This is a genomic window from Agrobacterium sp. CNPSo 2736 (assembly GCF_004005385.1).
Taxonomy (GTDB): domain Bacteria; phylum Pseudomonadota; class Alphaproteobacteria; order Rhizobiales; family Rhizobiaceae; genus Agrobacterium; species Agrobacterium leguminum.
Window position 1 is genome coordinate 93,849 of sequence record NZ_RZTX01000006.1, and the last position, 18,006, is coordinate 111,854.

13 protein-coding genes and 1 pseudogene are annotated in these 18,006 nt (G+C 59.0%); 3 read left to right on the top strand and 11 right to left on the bottom strand.

Annotation, left to right across the window (positions count from 1 at the left end; genetic code table 11):
* Positions 1 to 43 precede the first annotated feature (43 nt).
* The 3 genes and pseudogenes from EM858_RS12435 to EM858_RS12445 all read right to left on the bottom strand — a co-directional run.
* Positions 44 to 1,726, bottom strand: a pseudogene (locus tag EM858_RS12435) (metallophosphoesterase); the annotation flags it as partial.
* Entirely contained in the window at positions 1,720 to 2,328 is a 609-nt protein-coding gene (locus EM858_RS12440) for a dual specificity protein phosphatase (RefSeq protein ID WP_080820420.1), read from the bottom strand. The pseudogene EM858_RS12435 and the gene EM858_RS12440, both read right to left, overlap by 7 nt.
* A gap of 63 nt (positions 2,329 to 2,391) precedes the next feature.
* The gene (locus EM858_RS12445) at positions 2,392 to 3,231 is read right to left on the bottom strand and encodes an inositol monophosphatase family protein (protein WP_080820418.1); all 840 of its coding nucleotides are present in this window, start codon (positions 3,229 to 3,231) and stop codon (positions 2,392 to 2,394) included.
* 341 nt (positions 3,232 to 3,572) lie between these two features.
* Here EM858_RS12445 and EM858_RS12450 point away from each other — a divergent pair, with 341 nt between their 5' ends.
* The gene (locus EM858_RS12450; RefSeq protein WP_127756865.1) at positions 3,573 to 5,558 is read left to right on the top strand and encodes a bifunctional diguanylate cyclase/phosphodiesterase; all 1,986 of its coding nucleotides are present in this window, start codon (positions 3,573 to 3,575) and stop codon (positions 5,556 to 5,558) included.
* Between the two features lie 292 nt (positions 5,559 to 5,850).
* Here the strand turns inward: EM858_RS12450 and EM858_RS12455 are convergent, their stop codons facing one another.
* From EM858_RS12455 to tssH, 8 genes are all read right to left on the bottom strand, one after another.
* Complete coding sequence (locus EM858_RS12455) at positions 5,851 to 6,951, bottom strand: hypothetical protein (RefSeq protein WP_080820414.1); 1,101 nt, start codon at positions 6,949 to 6,951, stop codon at positions 5,851 to 5,853.
* Positions 6,948 to 8,516 carry a DUF4150 domain-containing protein gene (locus EM858_RS27105; protein WP_080820412.1) on the bottom strand — a complete coding sequence of 523 codons (1,569 nt, stop codon included), beginning with the start codon at positions 8,514 to 8,516 and terminating at the stop codon, positions 6,948 to 6,950. The genes EM858_RS12455 and EM858_RS27105 overlap by 4 nt, the downstream gene beginning before the upstream one ends.
* On the bottom strand, positions 8,513 to 9,628 hold the full coding sequence (locus tag EM858_RS12465) for a DUF2169 domain-containing protein (protein ID WP_080820410.1): 1,116 nt from the start codon (positions 9,626 to 9,628) through the stop codon (positions 8,513 to 8,515). Before EM858_RS12465 ends, EM858_RS27105 begins: the two co-directional genes overlap by 4 nt.
* Before the next feature lie 11 nt (positions 9,629 to 9,639).
* Entirely contained in the window at positions 9,640 to 11,904 is a 2,265-nt protein-coding gene (gene tssI, locus EM858_RS12470; protein WP_127756866.1) for a type VI secretion system tip protein TssI/VgrG, read from the bottom strand.
* Between the two features lie 13 nt (positions 11,905 to 11,917).
* Complete coding sequence (locus tag EM858_RS12475) at positions 11,918 to 12,418, bottom strand: type VI secretion system amidase effector protein Tae4 (RefSeq protein WP_059761067.1); 501 nt, start codon at positions 12,416 to 12,418, stop codon at positions 11,918 to 11,920.
* Between the two features lie 11 nt (positions 12,419 to 12,429).
* Positions 12,430 to 12,819 carry a Rap1a/Tai family immunity protein gene (locus tag EM858_RS12480; protein WP_127756867.1) on the bottom strand — a complete coding sequence of 130 codons (390 nt, stop codon included), beginning with the start codon at positions 12,817 to 12,819 and terminating at the stop codon, positions 12,430 to 12,432.
* Between the two features lie 109 nt (positions 12,820 to 12,928).
* Entirely contained in the window at positions 12,929 to 13,405 is a 477-nt protein-coding gene (locus tag EM858_RS12485; RefSeq protein ID WP_003504561.1) for an Hcp family type VI secretion system effector, read from the bottom strand.
* A 57-nt stretch (positions 13,406 to 13,462) separates the two neighbouring features.
* Positions 13,463 to 16,117, bottom strand: coding sequence for a type VI secretion system ATPase TssH (tssH, locus tag EM858_RS12490; RefSeq protein ID WP_127756868.1), 2,655 nt, complete (start codon positions 16,115 to 16,117; stop codon positions 13,463 to 13,465).
* 220 nt (positions 16,118 to 16,337) lie between these two features.
* On the opposite strand from tssH, the gene tssA reads away from it, so the two are divergent.
* Positions 16,338 to 17,393, top strand: coding sequence for a type VI secretion system protein TssA (gene tssA / locus EM858_RS12495; protein ID WP_127756869.1), 1,056 nt, complete (start codon positions 16,338 to 16,340; stop codon positions 17,391 to 17,393).
* Positions 17,394 to 17,460: 67 nt separating this feature from the next.
* Positions 17,461 to 17,970, top strand: coding sequence for a type VI secretion system contractile sheath small subunit (tssB, locus tag EM858_RS12500; RefSeq protein WP_035263819.1), 510 nt, complete (start codon positions 17,461 to 17,463; stop codon positions 17,968 to 17,970).
* The last annotated feature ends 36 nt before the right edge of the window (positions 17,971 to 18,006 follow it).

Below are 18,006 nucleotides of genomic sequence, written 5' to 3' on the forward strand. Positions count from 1 at the left end.
GACCCACCATGGCGGCCGCACTTGTTGCAAACACCTCAGTTCCAACCGCAATCCGTTCATGCTGCGGTGAGAGCCCAAGCTCCAGATCGCGCGGACTGCCTTCGGCACGCTCGAGAAACAGGCCGAGGGCTCCGAAGAAGATTTCAAGAAAGCTTTCGACCGAACCATCGTGGCGATCCGGCTCGCGGCCGAAGCGCTCCGCCAGCGTTCGATAAAGGGAAAGCCGTTGCGGCGCGATATGCGGCAGCGCCAGACCGGCACCCTGGCGCAGGCAATACCAGTCGGCAATCAGCTCGAACATCGGCAGGTCCAGAGACAGGACAGCAACATCAGAGGAGGATCGGCCTTCTTCTCCAAGCAGGTCGAGAACCTCCCGAACGCTTTTATCGGCAATTGCCGTAACAACCTCGACCGGCCATTCCCTGGGGAAATAACGGTGCCTGATCAGCGCCTGCTTGTGGCCCAGCAGAAATTCACCGTAATTGCCGGCGGCAAAAGCCCGGTCGCTCGCCTCGCCCGCCAGTGCTGTCTCCTGCGCGTAACCGGCGCAAATGCGGCCATTGACCGGCAGAGCGGCCATCTCCACCGTCTCGACAAGGATTTCTTGCCGCGACGGGTGGATGACCTTGAAGGCGGGCGGAAAGGCAACGAGCGACGGCACGGCGATATTGGTGAGCGAATTTTCGCCCTCCCCGCGCCGGGTCACGCCTTCCACGTGCAGGTGCCCGCTGAAATGAACGGCAAGCCCGGCCTGTAACAGCGCATCCTCCACCGCCTTGCGCGGCGTGCGGCGCACGACATTGGTTTCACCGAACAGAGCGCCTTCCGCACCGCTTGCGCCATCGAAAGGATCGAGCGCCGGATAGTGGGAAAAGCCGAGCAATGTCTTGCCGTGCAGCTCCGCCCTGCGGCGCACATCAGCGATCCAGTCGATGAGGAAGGGCTTGCAGCGCAAAAGCGCATTCCAGCCACCGGAGGTGCTGTCGATGAAAGCCGCCTCCTCACCCGCTTCGAACTCGCCATCGAGCGGCTCGAAAATATTGGCGTCGATCATCAGCAGCCACAGGCCCGGCTCCGGCTCGACCAGATAGGAGGCATCCATCAGGCGGTAGACATTGCGCCCATCGGGTGAGCGCACCGCGTACAGCCGGTCCTCCGGCGCATCGGAAACACCGAAAGGGGTTTCCCAATGCAGATAATCCGGCTGGCGGAAATAACCGAAAGCCGCCATCGGGCCAAGGCCGACAGGATAGCCTTCGCAATACATCCCGTGGCTCACGACGACGCGCTCACCGGCCCGCCGGGCATCGCTGGAAACGGAAAGGCATTTGCCGTTCTCCGTCAGAAACTCCTTGGTATGGTGCCGGCCGCGCGGGCCGAAAATATCGTGGTTTCCGGGCAATGCGTAGAAGGCCGTGCCGTGGGCGTCGCTGTGGCGTTGCAGGATGTTCTTCAGCGTTTCGGTCGTCACGCGCTGGCCATCATCGGTATAGTCGCCAAGCAGCACCACATGGCGAATGCCGCGCTGCCGCACTTCTTCCAGCGCCGCATGCAATGCATCGGCGCTCTCGTTGAAAACCCGGGTGGATTCACGCGTATCCGACCAGCTGCGCATGGTGATGCGCTGGCCATCGATTTCGATGCCGGGAAATCCGAAATCGGCTGCCGTGTCATGGAAATGCGCGTCTGCGATGACGGCAACGGAGGGAAGCGTGCGTGTCAGCATGGTTGAGCGGTCTTTCTGCCCTCGACCATGTCGATCCAGTCGGAAGCACGGCGGGCGGCGGCGTAAAGCATCGGTTTCGGCGTTTCGAACCATTCGTCAGGCCGCAATTCCCGTTTCGTGCGGATCACGGCCAGCGCATCGTCGAGGGTCGGATAGAGATCCGGCTGCTGCTTGTGCAGGAAAAGCGCCACCAGTGAGACGGAACGGCTGCGGCCGCTGCGGCAATTGACGAGCACATTGCCGCCATCTGCAAAGGGATAGGTTTCCCGCTTCGGCATGGTCTGGCGGAGCGCGCCGTCGAGAATGTAATAGGCGCCCAGCATCATGGTGTCGGGGCTGCCCTCGCCATCGATAAGGCCGAGCTTGTAATAACGGATATCGCCATAACCCACGGCGCGCCTGTCGCCCTCTTCCGCCACCGCCGGCACGAGATTGATATCAAGATTGACGGCGCAATTGACGACGGTGGTGATGCCATGCCGGCGAAGGAGCCCGAGATCGCTCGCACCATCGCTGCCGCCAATGTAAAGCGCGGCATTGTGCAGACCGAGCCCTTCCGCAATCAGGCTGATTGCGGGCCGGGCATAAACGGGTCCATCCATTTCATTCCTCCACATGCACGAAGCACGAGGCCCCCCTCTGCGAAAGGGCCTCCGCCCCCTAAATCACGCCGATGCCGCCCGCGGACGATCCGACAGCTGCCGCGCGGCCAGCGCTATATTCGATGCCTGGCTGACGCCTTTGGCAACTCCGGCGGCTGCGGCCAGCACGGGCCCGCCATCCCGAAGACTGCCGATCTCCAGAAAAGGGCACACATCGCCGCCAGCTTCGCTGACGAGTAGCAGCCCCGCAAGACAATCCCATGAATTCATGTGCAATTCGAGATAGCCATCGGAACGGCCGTCAGCCACATAGGCAAGCGCCAGCGCGCCGGAGCCGGCGCGGCGGACATTGGCGCCCATATCGAGCAGGTTCCGGACGACATCGAGATAGGTCGTATTCGCGATACGGGTGGACCACCCCATCTCGATCGAAGCCGCATCGAAGCGCTCCGTTTCCGCAGTTCGGATCGGTTGCCCGTTGCGCGTCGCTCCCTCACCGCGACGGGCGAAATAAAGCTCGCCAAGGGCGGGACTATAGATCGCCCCGATTTCGGTCTGGCCGCTTTCGACATAGGCGATGGAGATGCAGAAATGCGGAATGCCACGGGCAAAATTGGCGGTGCCGTCGATGGGATCCACGACCCAGACGCGCTCACCGATCTCGCCGCCGCCCTCTTCCCCGAAAAAACTGTCTTCCGGGAAAGCGGCCATGATCGCGCCGCGAATATGCGCTTCGGAGGCGGCATCCGTCACCGTCAGAAAGTCCTGCGGCCCCTTCATCGAAAAGCTGCGCGTCGCCTCGCCCTGAAAACCTTTCAGCACCAGTTCGCCGGCGGAAAGAATAACGCTGCGGCACAATTCGGCACGCGCCGCCAGTGTATCGGGATAGTGGATCGAATCCATGCGCAGGAACCATTTCTCAAAGTTTGAACACGCGTTCATATTGCACGCGTGTTCAAACTTTTCAAGGGGCCTTGAAAAGGAGTTGATGGACATTGGAGGAGGGCGGGCCGATCAGGCCAATGGAATGGATTCGTCGCAACACGTGGCATGAAGCAAAGGGTTGCTTCACCACTACCAATATCCCCGCAGGAAACATTTAATACTGAAAACATTGGAATGTTGCGAAACGCAGTGCCTGCATCTTGCGGTTGATGTAGTTGTCTCTCGGTTAACCCTGTGTATTTCCAATGATGTAACGGGAATTATGTTACAAATGCCGCTCTGTACTTGAAGAGCCATGAATGAAAATACTGACCGCCACACAGAAACTGCAGGACTTCATGTCCGTCCGGTCCGACAATCCTGATCTGCTGAAAGCACAGTACCGCGCTTTCACCCGACAGATGCCGATGATGTATTTCATCCTGCTTTCAAGCACATGGGCGCTTGCCGTGACGCATATGCGATTGGCGCCGCTTTGGCTCACCGTTGGTGTTCCCGCCCTCTTCACACTCGGCTGCACGCTCAGGGTCGCCTTCTGGTGGAGGACGCGCGGCATGGATCCCGAACCGCGGGTGGCGCATGCAGCCCTTCGGCGCACCAATCGCCTCGCTGCCGGCATCGCCATGGCATTCACGCTCTGGTCTTTCCTGCTGGTGCCCTATGGGGATGCCTATACGCAATCCCACGTCGCCTTCTATATGGCGATTACCGTCATTTCCTGCATTTTCTGTCTGATGTATGTGCGCTCGGCCGCCTTCACGGTGACGCTCATCGTCAATGGCGCCTTCATCGCCTTTTTTCTGGCATCGCGGCAACCGACCTTTGTTGCCATCGCCATCAACGTGCTGCTGGTCTGCACCGGCATGATGTCCATTCTGCTGACCAACTACCGCAATTTCGAGCGCATGGTCATTTCACAACAGCGCACGGAAGCGCTGAGCAACGAAAACCTGCTGCTTGCCAATATCGACAGCCTGACGGAACTGCCCAACCGCCGCGCCTTTTTCGCCCATCTTGAAGCCGAGCTCGAAAAAGCCAGGGCCAACGGAACCCGGCTGGCGCTGGGTGTCATCGATCTGGACGGGTTCAAGCCCGTCAACGATCTTTACGGACACTCCGTGGGAGACAGGCTGCTTGTCAATGTCAGCAAACGCCTCACCGCCAATCTGAAAGCCAGCAGGGCCTTTCGGCTGGGCGGTGACGAATTCGCCATCGTCGCCCCGATCATACCGGATGACGCGCAACTCGTCGCAAATGCCAATGCGATCTCCGAGCAGTTGAGGGCGCCTTACCATATGCCGGAAGGCACCGTGCATGTTTCCGCTTCCATGGGAATTGCCGTGTTTCCGAACCTCGCCTCCACGCTTGAACAGCTTTTCGACAGGGCGGATTATGCCCTTTACCACGCCAAGAAAACCCGGCGTGGCGACGCCGTTCTGTTCGATGCGGAGCACGAAAAGCAGATCAATATCGAAGCCCGCATCGAGCACCTGCTTAAACAGCGGGATATGGAAAACGAGCTTTCGGTCGTTTTCCAGCCGATCGTCGATATACGCGACGGAAGGACGGCAGGGTTTGAAGCGCTGGCGCGCTGGCATAGCCCGGTTCTCGGATATGTGCCGCCTTGCCAGTTCTTCCCCATCGCCGAGCGAGCCGGCATCGTCGGTTCGCTGACGCGGCCGCTTCTCAAGATGGCGCTCGCCTCCGCCGCCAAATGGGAGCCTTCCCTGCGCCTGTCGTTCAACCTTTCGGCGCAGGACCTCAATTCCCATGAGGGCGTGCTTTCCCTGCTCGGCATCATCGAAAACAGCAGCTTCGATGCGCGGCGGCTGGACCTTGAAATTACCGAGACGGCTTTTGCCCATGATTTCGAACAGGTCAGGCAATCGGTCGAAATGCTGCGGCGTCTCGGCTGCGGCATATCGCTGGACGATTTCGGCACCGGCTATTCCAGCCTGACGCGACTGCATGCATTGCCGCTGACCAAGATCAAGATCGACCGCAGCTTCGTCACGGACCTGCACGAAAAACCGGCCAGCTACAAAATCGTAAAATCCCTTCTCACCCTCAGCCGCGACATGGGACTGGAATGCGTGGTGGAAGGGGTGGAAACACAAGCCGAGCTTACCGCACTCGAAGGCCTCGGCGCCACGCTGGTGCAGGGCTATATCTATGCGCCGCCGCTTCGGGAAGAGGATATCAGTGCGTTTCTCTCGGGACAGGCGAGTCCCAAACATCGCACCAAATCCATAGCTCTCAAAAATCCAAACAAGGCTTGGTGGTAAGCTCCGATGCCCTCTCCAATTAAAACTTCCCCAGCGCCGGAATAGACATCACCGATGAGCCAACCTGAGTCAGGGATACATCAAGCGCCAAAGAGATGATACGGGCCTCATCAAGGACATGCAGCCTATTGCAGCGTCCCGGTGGCCCATGTGTCTCGGTATTGTGGTTCGCCGCTGTAGTTGTCGGGGGAGGCTCATGCCATTTCCCTCCCGGTCCACGTTGCTGCGATTTTAGAAGGCCTCAGGCAGACCGCCGCACCAATAACATTCGAAGCCTTCGGAAGCTCGCAACTCAGAGATCTGGGTGTTCTATCCGCTCCCAAGCCGCACCATCGAAGCGGAAAACATCTTTCGATGCGACGACCCAAAGCACGTTTTCGATCACCTGCGCAAAAAACGGACCATTGTCGATAGATTCGTTATCATCACGATTGCTCAAGCGCGGAAGAGGAGGATCAAATCTGCCAAAACGTCCTGTCTTGGGGTCATACTCATAAAGACCGCCGGGACGAACGCTCGCCGCCATGACGAGTTTTTCCCGATACGGAGTGATCATGTGAAAGAGATTATGCTGCTGCCGTAATGCGACAGGCGAAAATCCCCGTGTGTGACTTCCGTGTATGAGAACACCTTCTCTCCCACATATCCAGACGCTGTCAGGATTCTCGATGTAAATTCCGGTCAAAGCGGCTACCGGAATTGGAATTTTCAGTTCGTGCAACTCATGACCATCCCAGAAACAAAGGACCGGTTTGGTACCGGGTCCCTCCTCCCCGCAAAGATAGATGGCTTCTTCCGACAACCCGTTTATGTCAAAGAACAGTATATCGCGGGAGGCTGGATTGAGGGCCGACTGAGTGACCCATTCCTGCCATTCCGGAGAAAGAAATTCCGGCTCTTTTTCAGGCTTTGCTTCCTCCTGCGCATTTGGGTTCAGCAACAATTTATCGGTCAGGAGACGCCAATCATTGTTCCCCTTGCGAACATAGATTTGCCCCCCCTCTCCGCAGGCATATAGGTGTTGCCCGATCTCGCGGATGCGAGTGAGACGCCCATAGCCTTTCGAATCGTCACTCCAACTACCGGCTCCCTGAATTTTCTCTTGAAAATTCTCCTTCCAGTAGGTGTGATAAACGTCACCCTCCGACGACAGCAAAACGAAATAACCATCTGGCGTAGCGTGCTCAGCGCTATGATACACAGTCATGCTTTGAATATGGAAACCGAAGTCGGAATACGTCCAGTCCTGCGGCGGCACGTCGTCACGATCATACCGATAAAATCGGCCATCAGGATCGAAAGGCTCAGCATTGTCTCTCGTTGCGACAACGGCGAGCGTTTTGCCCGACCTCGCATATGCTCTCGTAAAATCGATAGGCAGCTTGGTTTTCATGGTTTTCTGGTCGCTCCTTCAACAGCTCCAGACTTCAAAGCCGATATGGTTTCTTCAGGAAGGGGAGGATATTGTTTAGCTCGTAAAAGCTGGAACGGATTTTTTCCAGCATATTGGGTCGTCAGGGCTGCCATAATCTCTTTTGCACAATCGGGCCTCACGCTTATCATAGCCTGGGCCGACGCCTGAACTACTTTATGTAAGGGCGCCGTAAAAGGTGGCGTTGAATTTCTACCGGCATTTTCGATCGCCTTGTCCGCCAGATGACCACCCCAGTGCTCGGTTTGCTCTACCCGGGCATTGCCAATAACACATATAGCCATACCATCATTAAGGCTGGGCATATTCGGAATGCGCTTATCGGCCTCCTCTCTCGCGCCATAACGAAGCGTCCAGTCCGGAACTATATGGTGAGCCTGCATGCCGTACTGACCGCAGACGCTCTTCATCTTGCCGTAACGGTCGACCTGACACTTCTTGCGGTATTCGTCCCGATCGGAGACACGTACGGTTTCGCTCTGGGGTAATGCCTGTGGCCGACTTTCTGGTTCCTCACGCACTCGCTGCCGATGCCGACGGAGCTCCTCCATCGCCCAATCCCGCATCTCCCAGCTGTCATGTCCGGCGTCGACACCCTCGTCGAACATTTCTTTGATCCGCCGCTCCTGATCGTCCCGTGGGACGACGTCAGACAGATTTGCACCATTATCGGGGATAAGGACGCTTGATAATATCCCGATGACATTTAGGCGGCGGGCCCAAATGCCCACCCTCGCGAGACGGCCAACTTTTGCAAGATCGCTCACAACCCTGTGAGGCGGGGTACGATACCACTGAGGCGCTCGGGCGGGTCCCGGGGTTATCACCCTTCCCGGACCACGAGGAACAGTCTGGGGGACAGTCGGCCTTGTCGCCGGCATTCCTCCGCGAAGTGCTTGCGCAGAGTTTTGAGCAGCCCCAGTCGTCGCTGCGGCAGCCGATCCCGCATAAGCGTATTTCTCGCCCTCTTTAAACGGCTCGGGCGACGCATCGCTGATAACCCGGCCTTCGTCCGACCCGTCCTGCCATCGGAGCGATCCCCGCACCGGATCATCGTCCTTGGGAGGGTCATAGGTCTGCGTGCTGCGGACGAAGATCGCCTCACCCTGGGTATTCCTGTTGTTCATATAAAAACGATCGAGGTGGCGAATGACATGCGAGCCTTCAGCACGCACCTGATCGGCGTGCCCGATGGGTTCGCAGATGCTTTCCACCGTACCGGATTTTACCCCCTTGCGGCTGCCGGGCGCATCGCCGTGCACATGTGTCGTGCACGAACGCATCACCATTGCCTTTTTGCCGGTGAACCGAACAGACGGCGTATAGTTTTTATCATGGCCGCAAAAATCCACGACCGGATAGGGAATAGGCACTACCGACGAGCCAACCGGTGTCAGGCATACATCAGGTGCCAAAGAGACGATGCGCGCCTCATCGATGTCACGCAGTCCCTCACGCGGTGTGCCCGTGGTCCATGTGCCGGGATATTCGGGCTCTCCGATATAATTGTCGCGGGGGATGCTCATGCTGTCTCCCTCTCGGTCAGAGCCGCTTCGGTTTCGGGCGACTTCAGACGAACGCGCGTCAGGGTGAGTTTTGTTTCACCGGCATCGGTAAGAGGAAACCTGATGCGCCAGGTCAGAAGCACCCGTCCGTCATTGCGCCAGTCGAATTGCACGCCATCGAGCTTCAGCACGTGCCATTCATCGCGATCTTCGCGAGAGCAATGGACACCGAGGGTAAGGCCAGGCAACGAGCCTTTCGCGACCGGATGCTCAGAACTCAGATTAACGAGCTCGTAGTTCTCGTCACCCTTGAGGTGAGGCGTCGCGATGAGATCAGGATGGGCCGCCTGCCAGAAGCGTGGATCAAAATCACGCGGCAAGAGGGGGTGCCTCTCCTCCCGCCAACCGTCGTCATAAGTTCCGGAATATTGCTGACGGAACTGCCACCAAGGCGAAACGAGCCCAAATCCCTGCGGTTCCGGCGTGCTCCGCCAATCGGAATGCTCACCAACGGCAGCGATCTGCGGAGCTGGAACAGGCCCGGCGTCGGCAGGCATCTCAAGATTGACGATGCCGCACCCAAGCGGGTTTCGGCGCTCCACGTCAATCGGTGTTTCCGTCCCCGCGTCACCTGTGCCAGGGATCGCGCCGCCATAAGCGTTACGCCAGCATATGGCCACGCTTCTAGCCGGTTCAGGATCGCTCAGTTTCCAATCCGCTACGACACGTTTGGCTTCCCTAGCGGCAAAACCTGCCCATTTCTCCTTAACGACAGGTTGCCAAAAGCGTCTGCCGAAAACCTCGATTTCCTTGAAAACTCCACCAACGCGGATGGAGGCACGCCAGGATTTCTCCGGCTCGCCACTCGCAGACCACGCATTCCCGAGAAAGGTTATATCCGTGCCGGGCTTGTCCGGGGTAAGATCGCTTTGGCGCAGGAGGACGGTCTGGTGCGGATCGCCCTCATAGGCATCCTCCCACTGAAAACTTTCCTGCTCGGCTGCGACATCCAGCGAACCGCCCTGAGCATGCATGAATGTTGCACGCACGGAGACAATACAATCGAGCCCTCCTTCGGCATCGAACTGACGGAAAGCCATGGCGGGAAACGGCAGGCGGTTCTGAAGTTCCAAGACCGCCTCCGTCAGTTCAGATCGATCGGCTTGCCGCGAAGCTGAAAATGATCCGTCGCCACGAAGTTGAAGGTCTTGCCAAGAATGATGACCTCGCCATTCGCCTTCATGATGAATTTGGAATCGCCGCATTCGATGACGAACTCTTCACCGACTGCAATCTTCTTAAACTTTCCGACGCTCTCCAGCGACGTCTGGCCTACATTCGTAACCTTGCTCACCCCGATCTGTTCAGCCTGCGCCACACCGACGGATGTAGACTGAAACGCCCCGACGATCGTGTTCATGATGCCCGGCAGCGGAAACAATCCCGAAGCATCGGAACCCACGCCCGAGCCGGAGCCGGCAAGCGCCGTGCCCGCATCCGCACGCGGGCTCGGGCCGGAAACGACGCCCTCACGCGAGGAAAGACCGCCTGCGCCGAGGAAGCCGAGTGCTGATGAGGCGAGCGTGGTGGCGAAGGCCGCAACGCCCGGGCCACCGCCGCCGGCGATCTGGGCGGCCTGCGAAAGCAGCCCCGCCGTCTGACCGGAGAGCGCCTGCACGCCGGCCATGGCCATCATCGCCATCGGCCCCGTGCCGCCGACGACGGTGTTTACCGAGCCGCCGATCTCGTGTTTCTGGTTGCCGGAAACTTCCACCGCGCGGTTGCCGCCAACCGAGGCAACCTCATGCCGGTCGATGCGCTTGGTCCGGTCATTCAAGACCCGCGTCGTCTGGTCCTTCTGGGCGTGGAAGAACTGGTTCTCCTTGCCGGCCTCATCCTCGAAAGTGATTTCGTTGAAACCGTCGCCCTTGTGGCTGTTCGAGCGCAGCACCATCCGCGTCTTGTTGGCCGGCAGGTCATAGGGCACGGAATTGGCCGGATTGTTGACCACGCCGATGACCAGCGGCTTGTCCGGGTCGCCATCGACAAAAGCGACCATCACTTCCATGCCGATGCGCGGAATGACCTGCGCACCCCATGTGCCGCCGCCCCATGCCTGGCTGACCCGCACCCAGCACGTATCCGTGCCATCCTTCTTCGCCTTGCGATCCCACGGGAACCACAGCTTGATGCGGCCATATTGATCCGGATGGATTTCCTCGCCCTCGGGGCCGGCGACGATCGCCACCTGCGTGCCTTCGATGCGCGGGCGTTTTGTCGACCGGTGCGGCGTCAGCGGCACACGGGCGGGGATCGCCTCGAAGTGATTGCGATATTCCGGCTCGTTGCCATTGGTCTCATAGGAGAGGTCGACGATATTGTGGCTTGCCCTGATGATCACATGCTCTTCATAGGCGTGTTCGGGATGGGCAACCTCGTAAGGCGTGAAGCGGCGGCCGGCCTCCAGAATGCGCGAGGTGGACGAACCGAAAACCCGGTCGTGATCGGCTTCGATGGACTGGGTGCGCAGTTTCTGCGCCCGCTCGGCCTCTTCCACCGTCTTGATGCGGGCCGGATATTCGTAAAGCTCGCGCTTCGTCGCATCCGGCATCTGCACCAGCGACGGCGTCATCGTGCCCGGCACCATGCCCGGCGTCTCGAAATTCCAGTCGGCGCCCGCACGCTGGCCCGAGACATAGGAGAAACGCCGTGCCCAGTCGTTGATGTGGTTGCGATCCGAAGACCCCTGCGCCAGACGCACCGTCCCCTCCCCTTGCGCGGCCGGCGACGGCCCAAGCCAGCCGCTGGCGCTATCGGCCACATGCAGCTTGTGGGAACCATCCTCATGGCTGAACCAGTAGAACAGGCCGTCCTCCTCGAAACGGCGCAAAAGATAGTCGAGGTCCGTCTCGTTAAACTGGACGCTGTAGTGCTGTGCAGGCGGCGGAGAAATGATGCCTGACGTATCGGGAGCGGGAATGCCGTGTTCGGAAAACAGCGTCTCGACGACCTCCACCGCCGTCTTGTCCATCCAGATGCGGCAATCCGAGCGGCGCGACAGAAGCCACATCTGCGGGCGGATCGTCAGCGCATAGGAGCGCATGCCGCGTGTGATCGGCGGGCCCTCATGCAGCTCCGTCACCAGGCCGTTGAAGGGGCGGCGAACACCGCCGCCATCGCCCTCGCCCTGGCTGATTTCGATGGAGATATCGACCAGCCGTCCGATCAGTTCCTCGGGCTTGACCGCTTCCTTCTTGGCCCGCACCGTCAGGCGAATGTCGAAGAGCTGCGATACGCCCTCCTCGACGGACAGGCGCTCCGGCAGAAGCTGATCTTCGCCGAGTGGCGAAGACACCTTCAGAACGCGGCTCGCCTGAACGAAATCGGAAAACGAAGGCTGGTCGTTCATGGGATACTCCTAATCAGGACCCGCGGCTGGACTGCAGGGGCCAGAACCAGATCGTTTCCGAATTGTAGTAGCAGGCCGAAGCGCACTGGGTGGCTTCCGAGCCGCCCCGCACAAGATCGATGTGACCGCCGCCGGTGTAGCCGGGGATATTGTTGAACGCCACGACACCGTTGCGAGCGCCGATGCCATTGCGCGCCGTCGCGGGGGTGAAAGGTTCGGGTTCGCCAAGATAGCTCGTCCGCTTCATCAGGCTGGCAAGGCGGCGCATGTTCACCTCTATGCCCTTACCGGCATAGGGGCCCTTCTGGATGCGGTGCGAGGCGGGCACGATGTTGATGCCCGACTTCACGAAAGCGATGCTGACGCGGATGGCGCAGGTATTGTGATAGTTCGGATTGCCGATGAAATCGTCCCAGCCGATTTCCGTGAACAGATCACGCTGGCTGAGATAGTTCGGATGCGACGGGTCGCTGCTCGGATAATTCTTATAGAGAGTGTCAAAGTTAACGCGCATGGTTCGTCCCACTAGTTACTTTTCTGCTCACAGGGAAAGGAGACCTTGAGCGCCTCCCGCACGAGAGTGGCTGCCTGTTCATCCAGTTTTTCCGCAGGAAGATCGCCGAGATAGGTGTAGATCCGGTCGGTGAGTTCATGGGGCGCCACGGCACCCGCACCGCACCAGTCCGATCCGCTTGTCAGATCGGCCACACCGGCGATATAGGCGCTCGATTTTGCGACGGAAACCAGCCGCCGCATTTCCGGATCAGACACTTCCGGGGCAAGTTTGCCCTCGATGCCCTGCTTGAGTTCGGCACCGGAGAATATCCATGTCCGTTCCTCGGCACCCGCCGGCGAAAGACCGGACAGAGCCAGAACAACCGGCACGGAAACAAAAAACGCATATAGGGAGCGCATGAAAAACCCGCCTCGTCCAGCGTGGATGAGAAACATCACGACGTGAGCTGCAAAACTGCAATGAAAACGTTCCGGTGCCGGCAAATACCGGCACCGGGTCGCGTCGCTATCAAGCGGCCTTCGTCGTCGCCAGATCGTAAGAGGCGATCATCGGAGACTGCGGCGAGTTGTTGTCGTCGAACGGCGTGTACTTCACTTCCATCTTGGTGAAGTTGAGCTTGATGGTTTCCACCGGACGGTCACCGCTGGAATCCACCGAGTAGCTGGCGATGAGTGTGTTCGTCAGCAGATACTCGATATAGGTGTTGCCCGGATTGCCCGTGGTCACCAGATGGATGGTTGCAAGCTTGCCAGTGCGGCCGGCGCAGGCTTCCTGGAAAAGCTTGGTGGAAGAAGAATCGCTAACCTTGGTCAGAATGACTTCCGAAATGGTCGGTTCGGATGCTTCGCGGTTTGCAGCAGAACCGGCAGACGTGTTCATGTTGCGCGCTACGTTCCAGTGAATGGCTTCGATGTCCATCCACTTGCGGTGTTCCTCATGCGTGGCGTCGCCCTGGATACCGTCAATCTGCAGATAAATTGGCATGCTGTAAGCTCCTGTAGCTGAAATGACCTCTTGCTTCGAGGCCGCGTTACCCTTCGTTTAATGCCGCATGCGTCGGGTAGCCCCTTCCGACGCGGCAACTTCATCCACCCCACCCTCTTCGGGCGCGGCGAATTCATCTGTTTCCCCAGCCGCTTCGGCACGAATGCCGAACCTGTTTTCACCAAAATCGACAACGATCTTGCCCACGCGTTCTCCCGCGATGACTTTTTCGAGGAAAAAGCTGGAAAGAGGCGGCAGGAGATCCTTGCCGATCATGATTTCGATGGCGCGTGCGCCAATTTCACTTGCACCGGCGCGCGCCACCAACGCGTCGCGCGCGGCATCGGAAAGGGTCAGGTCGGCGCCGTATGTTGCGAGAACACGCTCCCTGATCTTGCCGATCTGCATATCCACGATCCTTGCGAGCTCTTCCGCACCGAGCGGCATGAAGGGCAGGATGATCGTGCGCCCGAGGAATGCGGGCTTGAACTGTCTGGTCAGTTCCGGCATCAGCAGCGCTTCCAGCGCCTCGCCTTCCGGCATCGTATCCGGATCGGCGGAAAGCGCGGCCAGCAGCTCTGATCCGGTATTGGCCGTCATGAAGATCGTGGTGTTCTTGAAATCGACATCGCGGCCTTCGCCATCGCGAAGCACACCCTTGTCGAACACCTGATAGAAAATATCCTGGACGCCAGGATGGGCCTTGTCGATCTCATCAAGAAGGAGAACGCCGAACGGCCGGCGGCGCACCGCTTCCGTCAACACGCCGCCTTCGCCGAAACCGACATAACCGGGCGGCGAACCGAGAAGCAGCGAAACCTTGTGCTCCTCCTTGAACTCCGACATGTTGATCGTCGTCAGATGGCTGTTGCCGCCATAGAGCAGGTCGGCCAGCGACAGGGCCGTCTCGGTCTTTCCCGTTCCGGACATGCCGACGAGGAAGAACACGGCGGGCGGGCGGCGTGGATCGGACAATCCGGCACGGGCGGTGCGCATGGCATCGGCAATGCGGCCGATTGCAGCATCCTGCCCCACGACCCGCTGTCGCATGCGCGCATCCAATGTGCGCGCGCTTTCGATCTGGTCGGCCAGAAGCTTACCGAGCGGAATTCCGGTCCAGCGCGATACGACGGATGCGATCGCTTCACGATCGACCACCGTCGGCACGAGTCTTTCGGCATTTGCCGGTTTGGTCTCAGCCGCAGGCCGCAGGCGCGACACATTCGACGCGCCGGTTTCAACGGGCTGCTCTTCGCCGAGTTCAGCCATTTCCGCATCGTAACTGCCGCGCAGGTCGTCGATCCCGCTCTCGACCTTCTCGACTTCGTCGCGTATCGACTGGATACGGCTTTGCATCTCGTCATCCTGCGGTTCACGCAGAAGCCAGTTCAACTCATCGGTCAGAAGACGCCGCTCGCTTTCCATGGCGCGCAGCCGTTCCGGCAGGGTCTGCCGCGCCAGCGAAACGGCGGCCGCGGCCGTATCGAGAAGGCTGACGGCCTTGTCCGGCAATTGCCGCGCCGGCATGTAACGCGCCGATAATTGCACCGCCGCCACAATCGCCTCGTCACGAACGATAACGTTATGATGGCTGACAAAGCTATCGGCGACGCCGCGCAACATACGGATCGCAGTCGTCTCATCCGGCTCGCGCACATGCACGGGCTGGAAACGACGCGTCAGCGCCGCATCCTTTTCGAAATATTTCTTGTATTCGCTCCAGGTCGTGGCCGCGACGGTGCGCACTTCGCCGCGCGCAAGAGCGGGCTTGAGAATATTGGCCGCATCGCCCTGTCCGGCCGCACCGCCTGCGCCGACAAGCCCGTGCGCCTCGTCGATGAACAGGATGACCGGCTCGGCCGAGCGTTTTACCGCATCGATCACGCCATGAAGACGGCGCTCGAACTCACCCTTCACGCCGGCGCCGGCCTGCAGCAGCGAAATATCGAGGTTCAGCAGGCGGACGTTGCGCAATTTTTCCGGCACATTCCCGGAAGCGATTTCCAGCGCCAGCGCTTCGGCGACCGCCGTTTTGCCGACACCGGCCTCACCCACCAGAATGGGATTGTTCTGACGACGGCGCGTAAGAATATCAACGAGTTGGCGCAGTTCATCATCGCGCCCGATCACCGGATCGACCTTGCCGTTCCGGGCGTCGGCGGTCATGTCCTGCGTGTAAAGGCGCAGAAAATCGTTCTGGCCCGCGGCCGGCGCAGCACCCGCCGTCGCGGAAGGAACCGCTCTTCCGTTGCTGTCTTCAACCGAACTGCGAAGGCGTTCGAGTGCCGCGCGATCCATCGCCTTCAGCGACGGAAATGCCGAGCGGACGAAAGAGCGCAGCGAGGTTTCCTCGTCCATCGCCAGAAGCAGGTCGCAAAGCGTCACGCGGTCGCGCCCGGCCTCCAGCGACGCGAGAACCCATGCCTCGCGGCCTGCCGTCAGAATGTTCTGGGAGAGCGACAAGGCCTCTCCATCGCCGATAACGGCTTCTTCCAGGCTGCGGCCGATTTCCGCCTGCAATACCGGAAGTGGAATTTTTAATTCTTCGAATGTTTTCGCATAGATGCCGGCATCTACAACCGCCAGCAGCCAATGCGGGATATCCACGTACCTGTGCCCCATACGCACCGCAACAGAAGCCGCAGCTTCAAGGGTGACGCGCAGGTCAGGCTCAAGCGCTTCAACGAGGCGATTGAGATCGATATGCGACATGCAATGAGCCTCCTGCCCGGGTTCATTCCACAACGTGACGTGGAATAACTATGATGATGAAACCGGGTTGTCCACCCCGAAGTTTATTTTTTATCGGGTTAGATTAGGCAGTAGACGCCACAATTTAGACACATTTTGAATAAGTCTGTCTGAGGAATAGCCTTACGTAAGGGAAGTAAATGCAAAAAATCCATTACTATTTTCTGGGGATAGACTGCTCTTGAACGCGCCGCATGTTAAAAGAGATATAGAATTTTTTGAAGATTGCGGAGAAAACATCCGCATCGATTCAAGAACGCGTGAAATATACTATAGAATTAAGGATGAAAGAAACCAGGCACGCACAGAAGAGCGTGCCGCGTCCCCACAGGATAACTTAAAGATCTCCAGTAGCTGGGACAATGTCAGCAATCTTGGATTGCAGATTATATATTCCGAAAGCAAGGACATAGAAATATTGGCGTGGCTTGCCGAAGCAAGCCTGCGGCTGCGCGGCTTTCCTGGACTGCGAGAAATCTATGAGCTTTGTGGCGATCTTTTTTACAACCACTGGGACTCATTACGCTCCATCAGCGATGATAATGATGAGGAAAAATTTGCACCTTTTGCGGGATTGAACGGCATCGGCACCGAGGGAACGCTTGTGCAGCCGCTTCGGCTTGCGCCGCTGATCCCCGGAGGGAAATTTGGAGAGCACAGCCTCTGGGATTTCCAGCTGGCGCAGCGACCCAACGAGAGCAAACGGCGCGAAGAACTGTATCGGCTGGCATCGGAAGCGGGCGTTGCCGCCATGTCTTCCCATCTGGCCGAGGTAAACGCCTGCCTCTCCAGCTTCGACGCCATCATGGCGGTTCTTTCCGAACGCTGCGGCCAGTCCGCACCGCCCAGCTCCAACATCCGCAACACGCTCATCGAAGCTGCTGCGGCCATTCGCACGCTGGGTGGGCGCGAGCTGGAGCCGGCACCGGTCGAGCAGACGGTAGCCGCAATTCCTGGAACGAACGACAACGGGCAACCGGCCGTACGAACACCCACGACGTCACCGGAAGGCATATCTTCACGCGATGAAGCGTTTGAAACTCTTCTTTCGGTTGCGCGTTACTTTCGCCGGACCGAACCGCATTCGCCGATCTCGCTCTCCATCGAAACGCTGGTTCGCAGGGGGCGCATGGATTTTTCCGAACTGCTGGCGGAGCTTCTGCCCGAAGCACAGGCCCGCAATGCAGTTCTGACGGCCGCCGGGATCAAACCCGGCGGAGACAACAACGGAAAATAACGAGGCAAGGGACGGAAACCCCGTCCCCTCACAGTCAGCCATGCCAAGGGGCATCAAGGAGGTTGAAATGGCAAGTGTACACGAAAAGCTGGAACGGGTTCGCAAGCCCCGCGTCCACATCAAATATGAAGTCGAAACCGAAGGCGCGATGGTGGTCAAGGAACTGCCCTTCGTCGTCGGCGTTCTCGGCGATTTCTCGGGCAATCCGACCCAGCCGCTGAAGCCGTTCGGCGAGCGCAAGTTCGTTCAGATCGACCGCGACAATTTCGATGAGGTGATGCGCCGCATGACCCCTGGCCTCAACATTGCCGTTGCCAACACGCTGCAGAAAGACGGCACGGACATGCAGGTCAACCTGAAGTTCGAAAGCATGGACGATTTCGAACCCGGCGCCGTCGTGCAGCAGGTTCCTGCCCTCAAGGCGCTTCTGGACGCCCGCAACGAGCTGCGCGACCTGCTTTCCAAGGCCGACCGTTCGGAAGATCTGGAACGGATGCTGGAAGATATTCTGCAGAACAAGACCGATCTCGCAACGCTGGTTTCCGAACTCAAGGAAAAGAACGGCGCGAGCAAATAATCGCCTGTGCGGAGGAAAACCTCCCCGAACGGCCCC

Coding starts and splice junctions, on each gene's coding strand:
- tssH (WP_127756868.1), bottom strand. CDS start 16,117: ATGTCGCATATCGATCTCAATCGCCTCGTTGAAGCGCTTGAGCCTGAC.
- EM858_RS12485 (WP_003504561.1), bottom strand. CDS start 13,405: ATGCCAATTTATCTGCAGATTGACGGTATCCAGGGCGACGCCACGCAT.
- EM858_RS12450 (WP_127756865.1), top strand. CDS start 3,573: ATGAAAATACTGACCGCCACACAGAAACTGCAGGACTTCATGTCCGTC.
- EM858_RS12475 (WP_059761067.1), bottom strand. CDS start 12,418: ATGCGCGTTAACTTTGACACTCTCTATAAGAATTATCCGAGCAGCGAC.
- EM858_RS27105 (WP_080820412.1), bottom strand. CDS start 8,516: ATGAGCATCCCCCGCGACAATTATATCGGAGAGCCCGAATATCCCGGC.
- EM858_RS12480 (WP_127756867.1), bottom strand. CDS start 12,819: ATGCGCTCCCTATATGCGTTTTTTGTTTCCGTGCCGGTTGTTCTGGCT.
- EM858_RS12440 (WP_080820420.1), bottom strand. CDS start 2,328: ATGGATGGACCCGTTTATGCCCGGCCCGCAATCAGCCTGATTGCGGAA.
- EM858_RS12455 (WP_080820414.1), bottom strand. CDS start 6,951: ATGAAAACCAAGCTGCCTATCGATTTTACGAGAGCATATGCGAGGTCG.
- tssB (WP_035263819.1), top strand. CDS start 17,461: ATGGCAAGTGTACACGAAAAGCTGGAACGGGTTCGCAAGCCCCGCGTC.
- EM858_RS12445 (WP_080820418.1), bottom strand. CDS start 3,231: ATGGATTCGATCCACTATCCCGATACACTGGCGGCGCGTGCCGAATTG.
- tssI (WP_127756866.1), bottom strand. CDS start 11,904: ATGAACGACCAGCCTTCGTTTTCCGATTTCGTTCAGGCGAGCCGCGTT.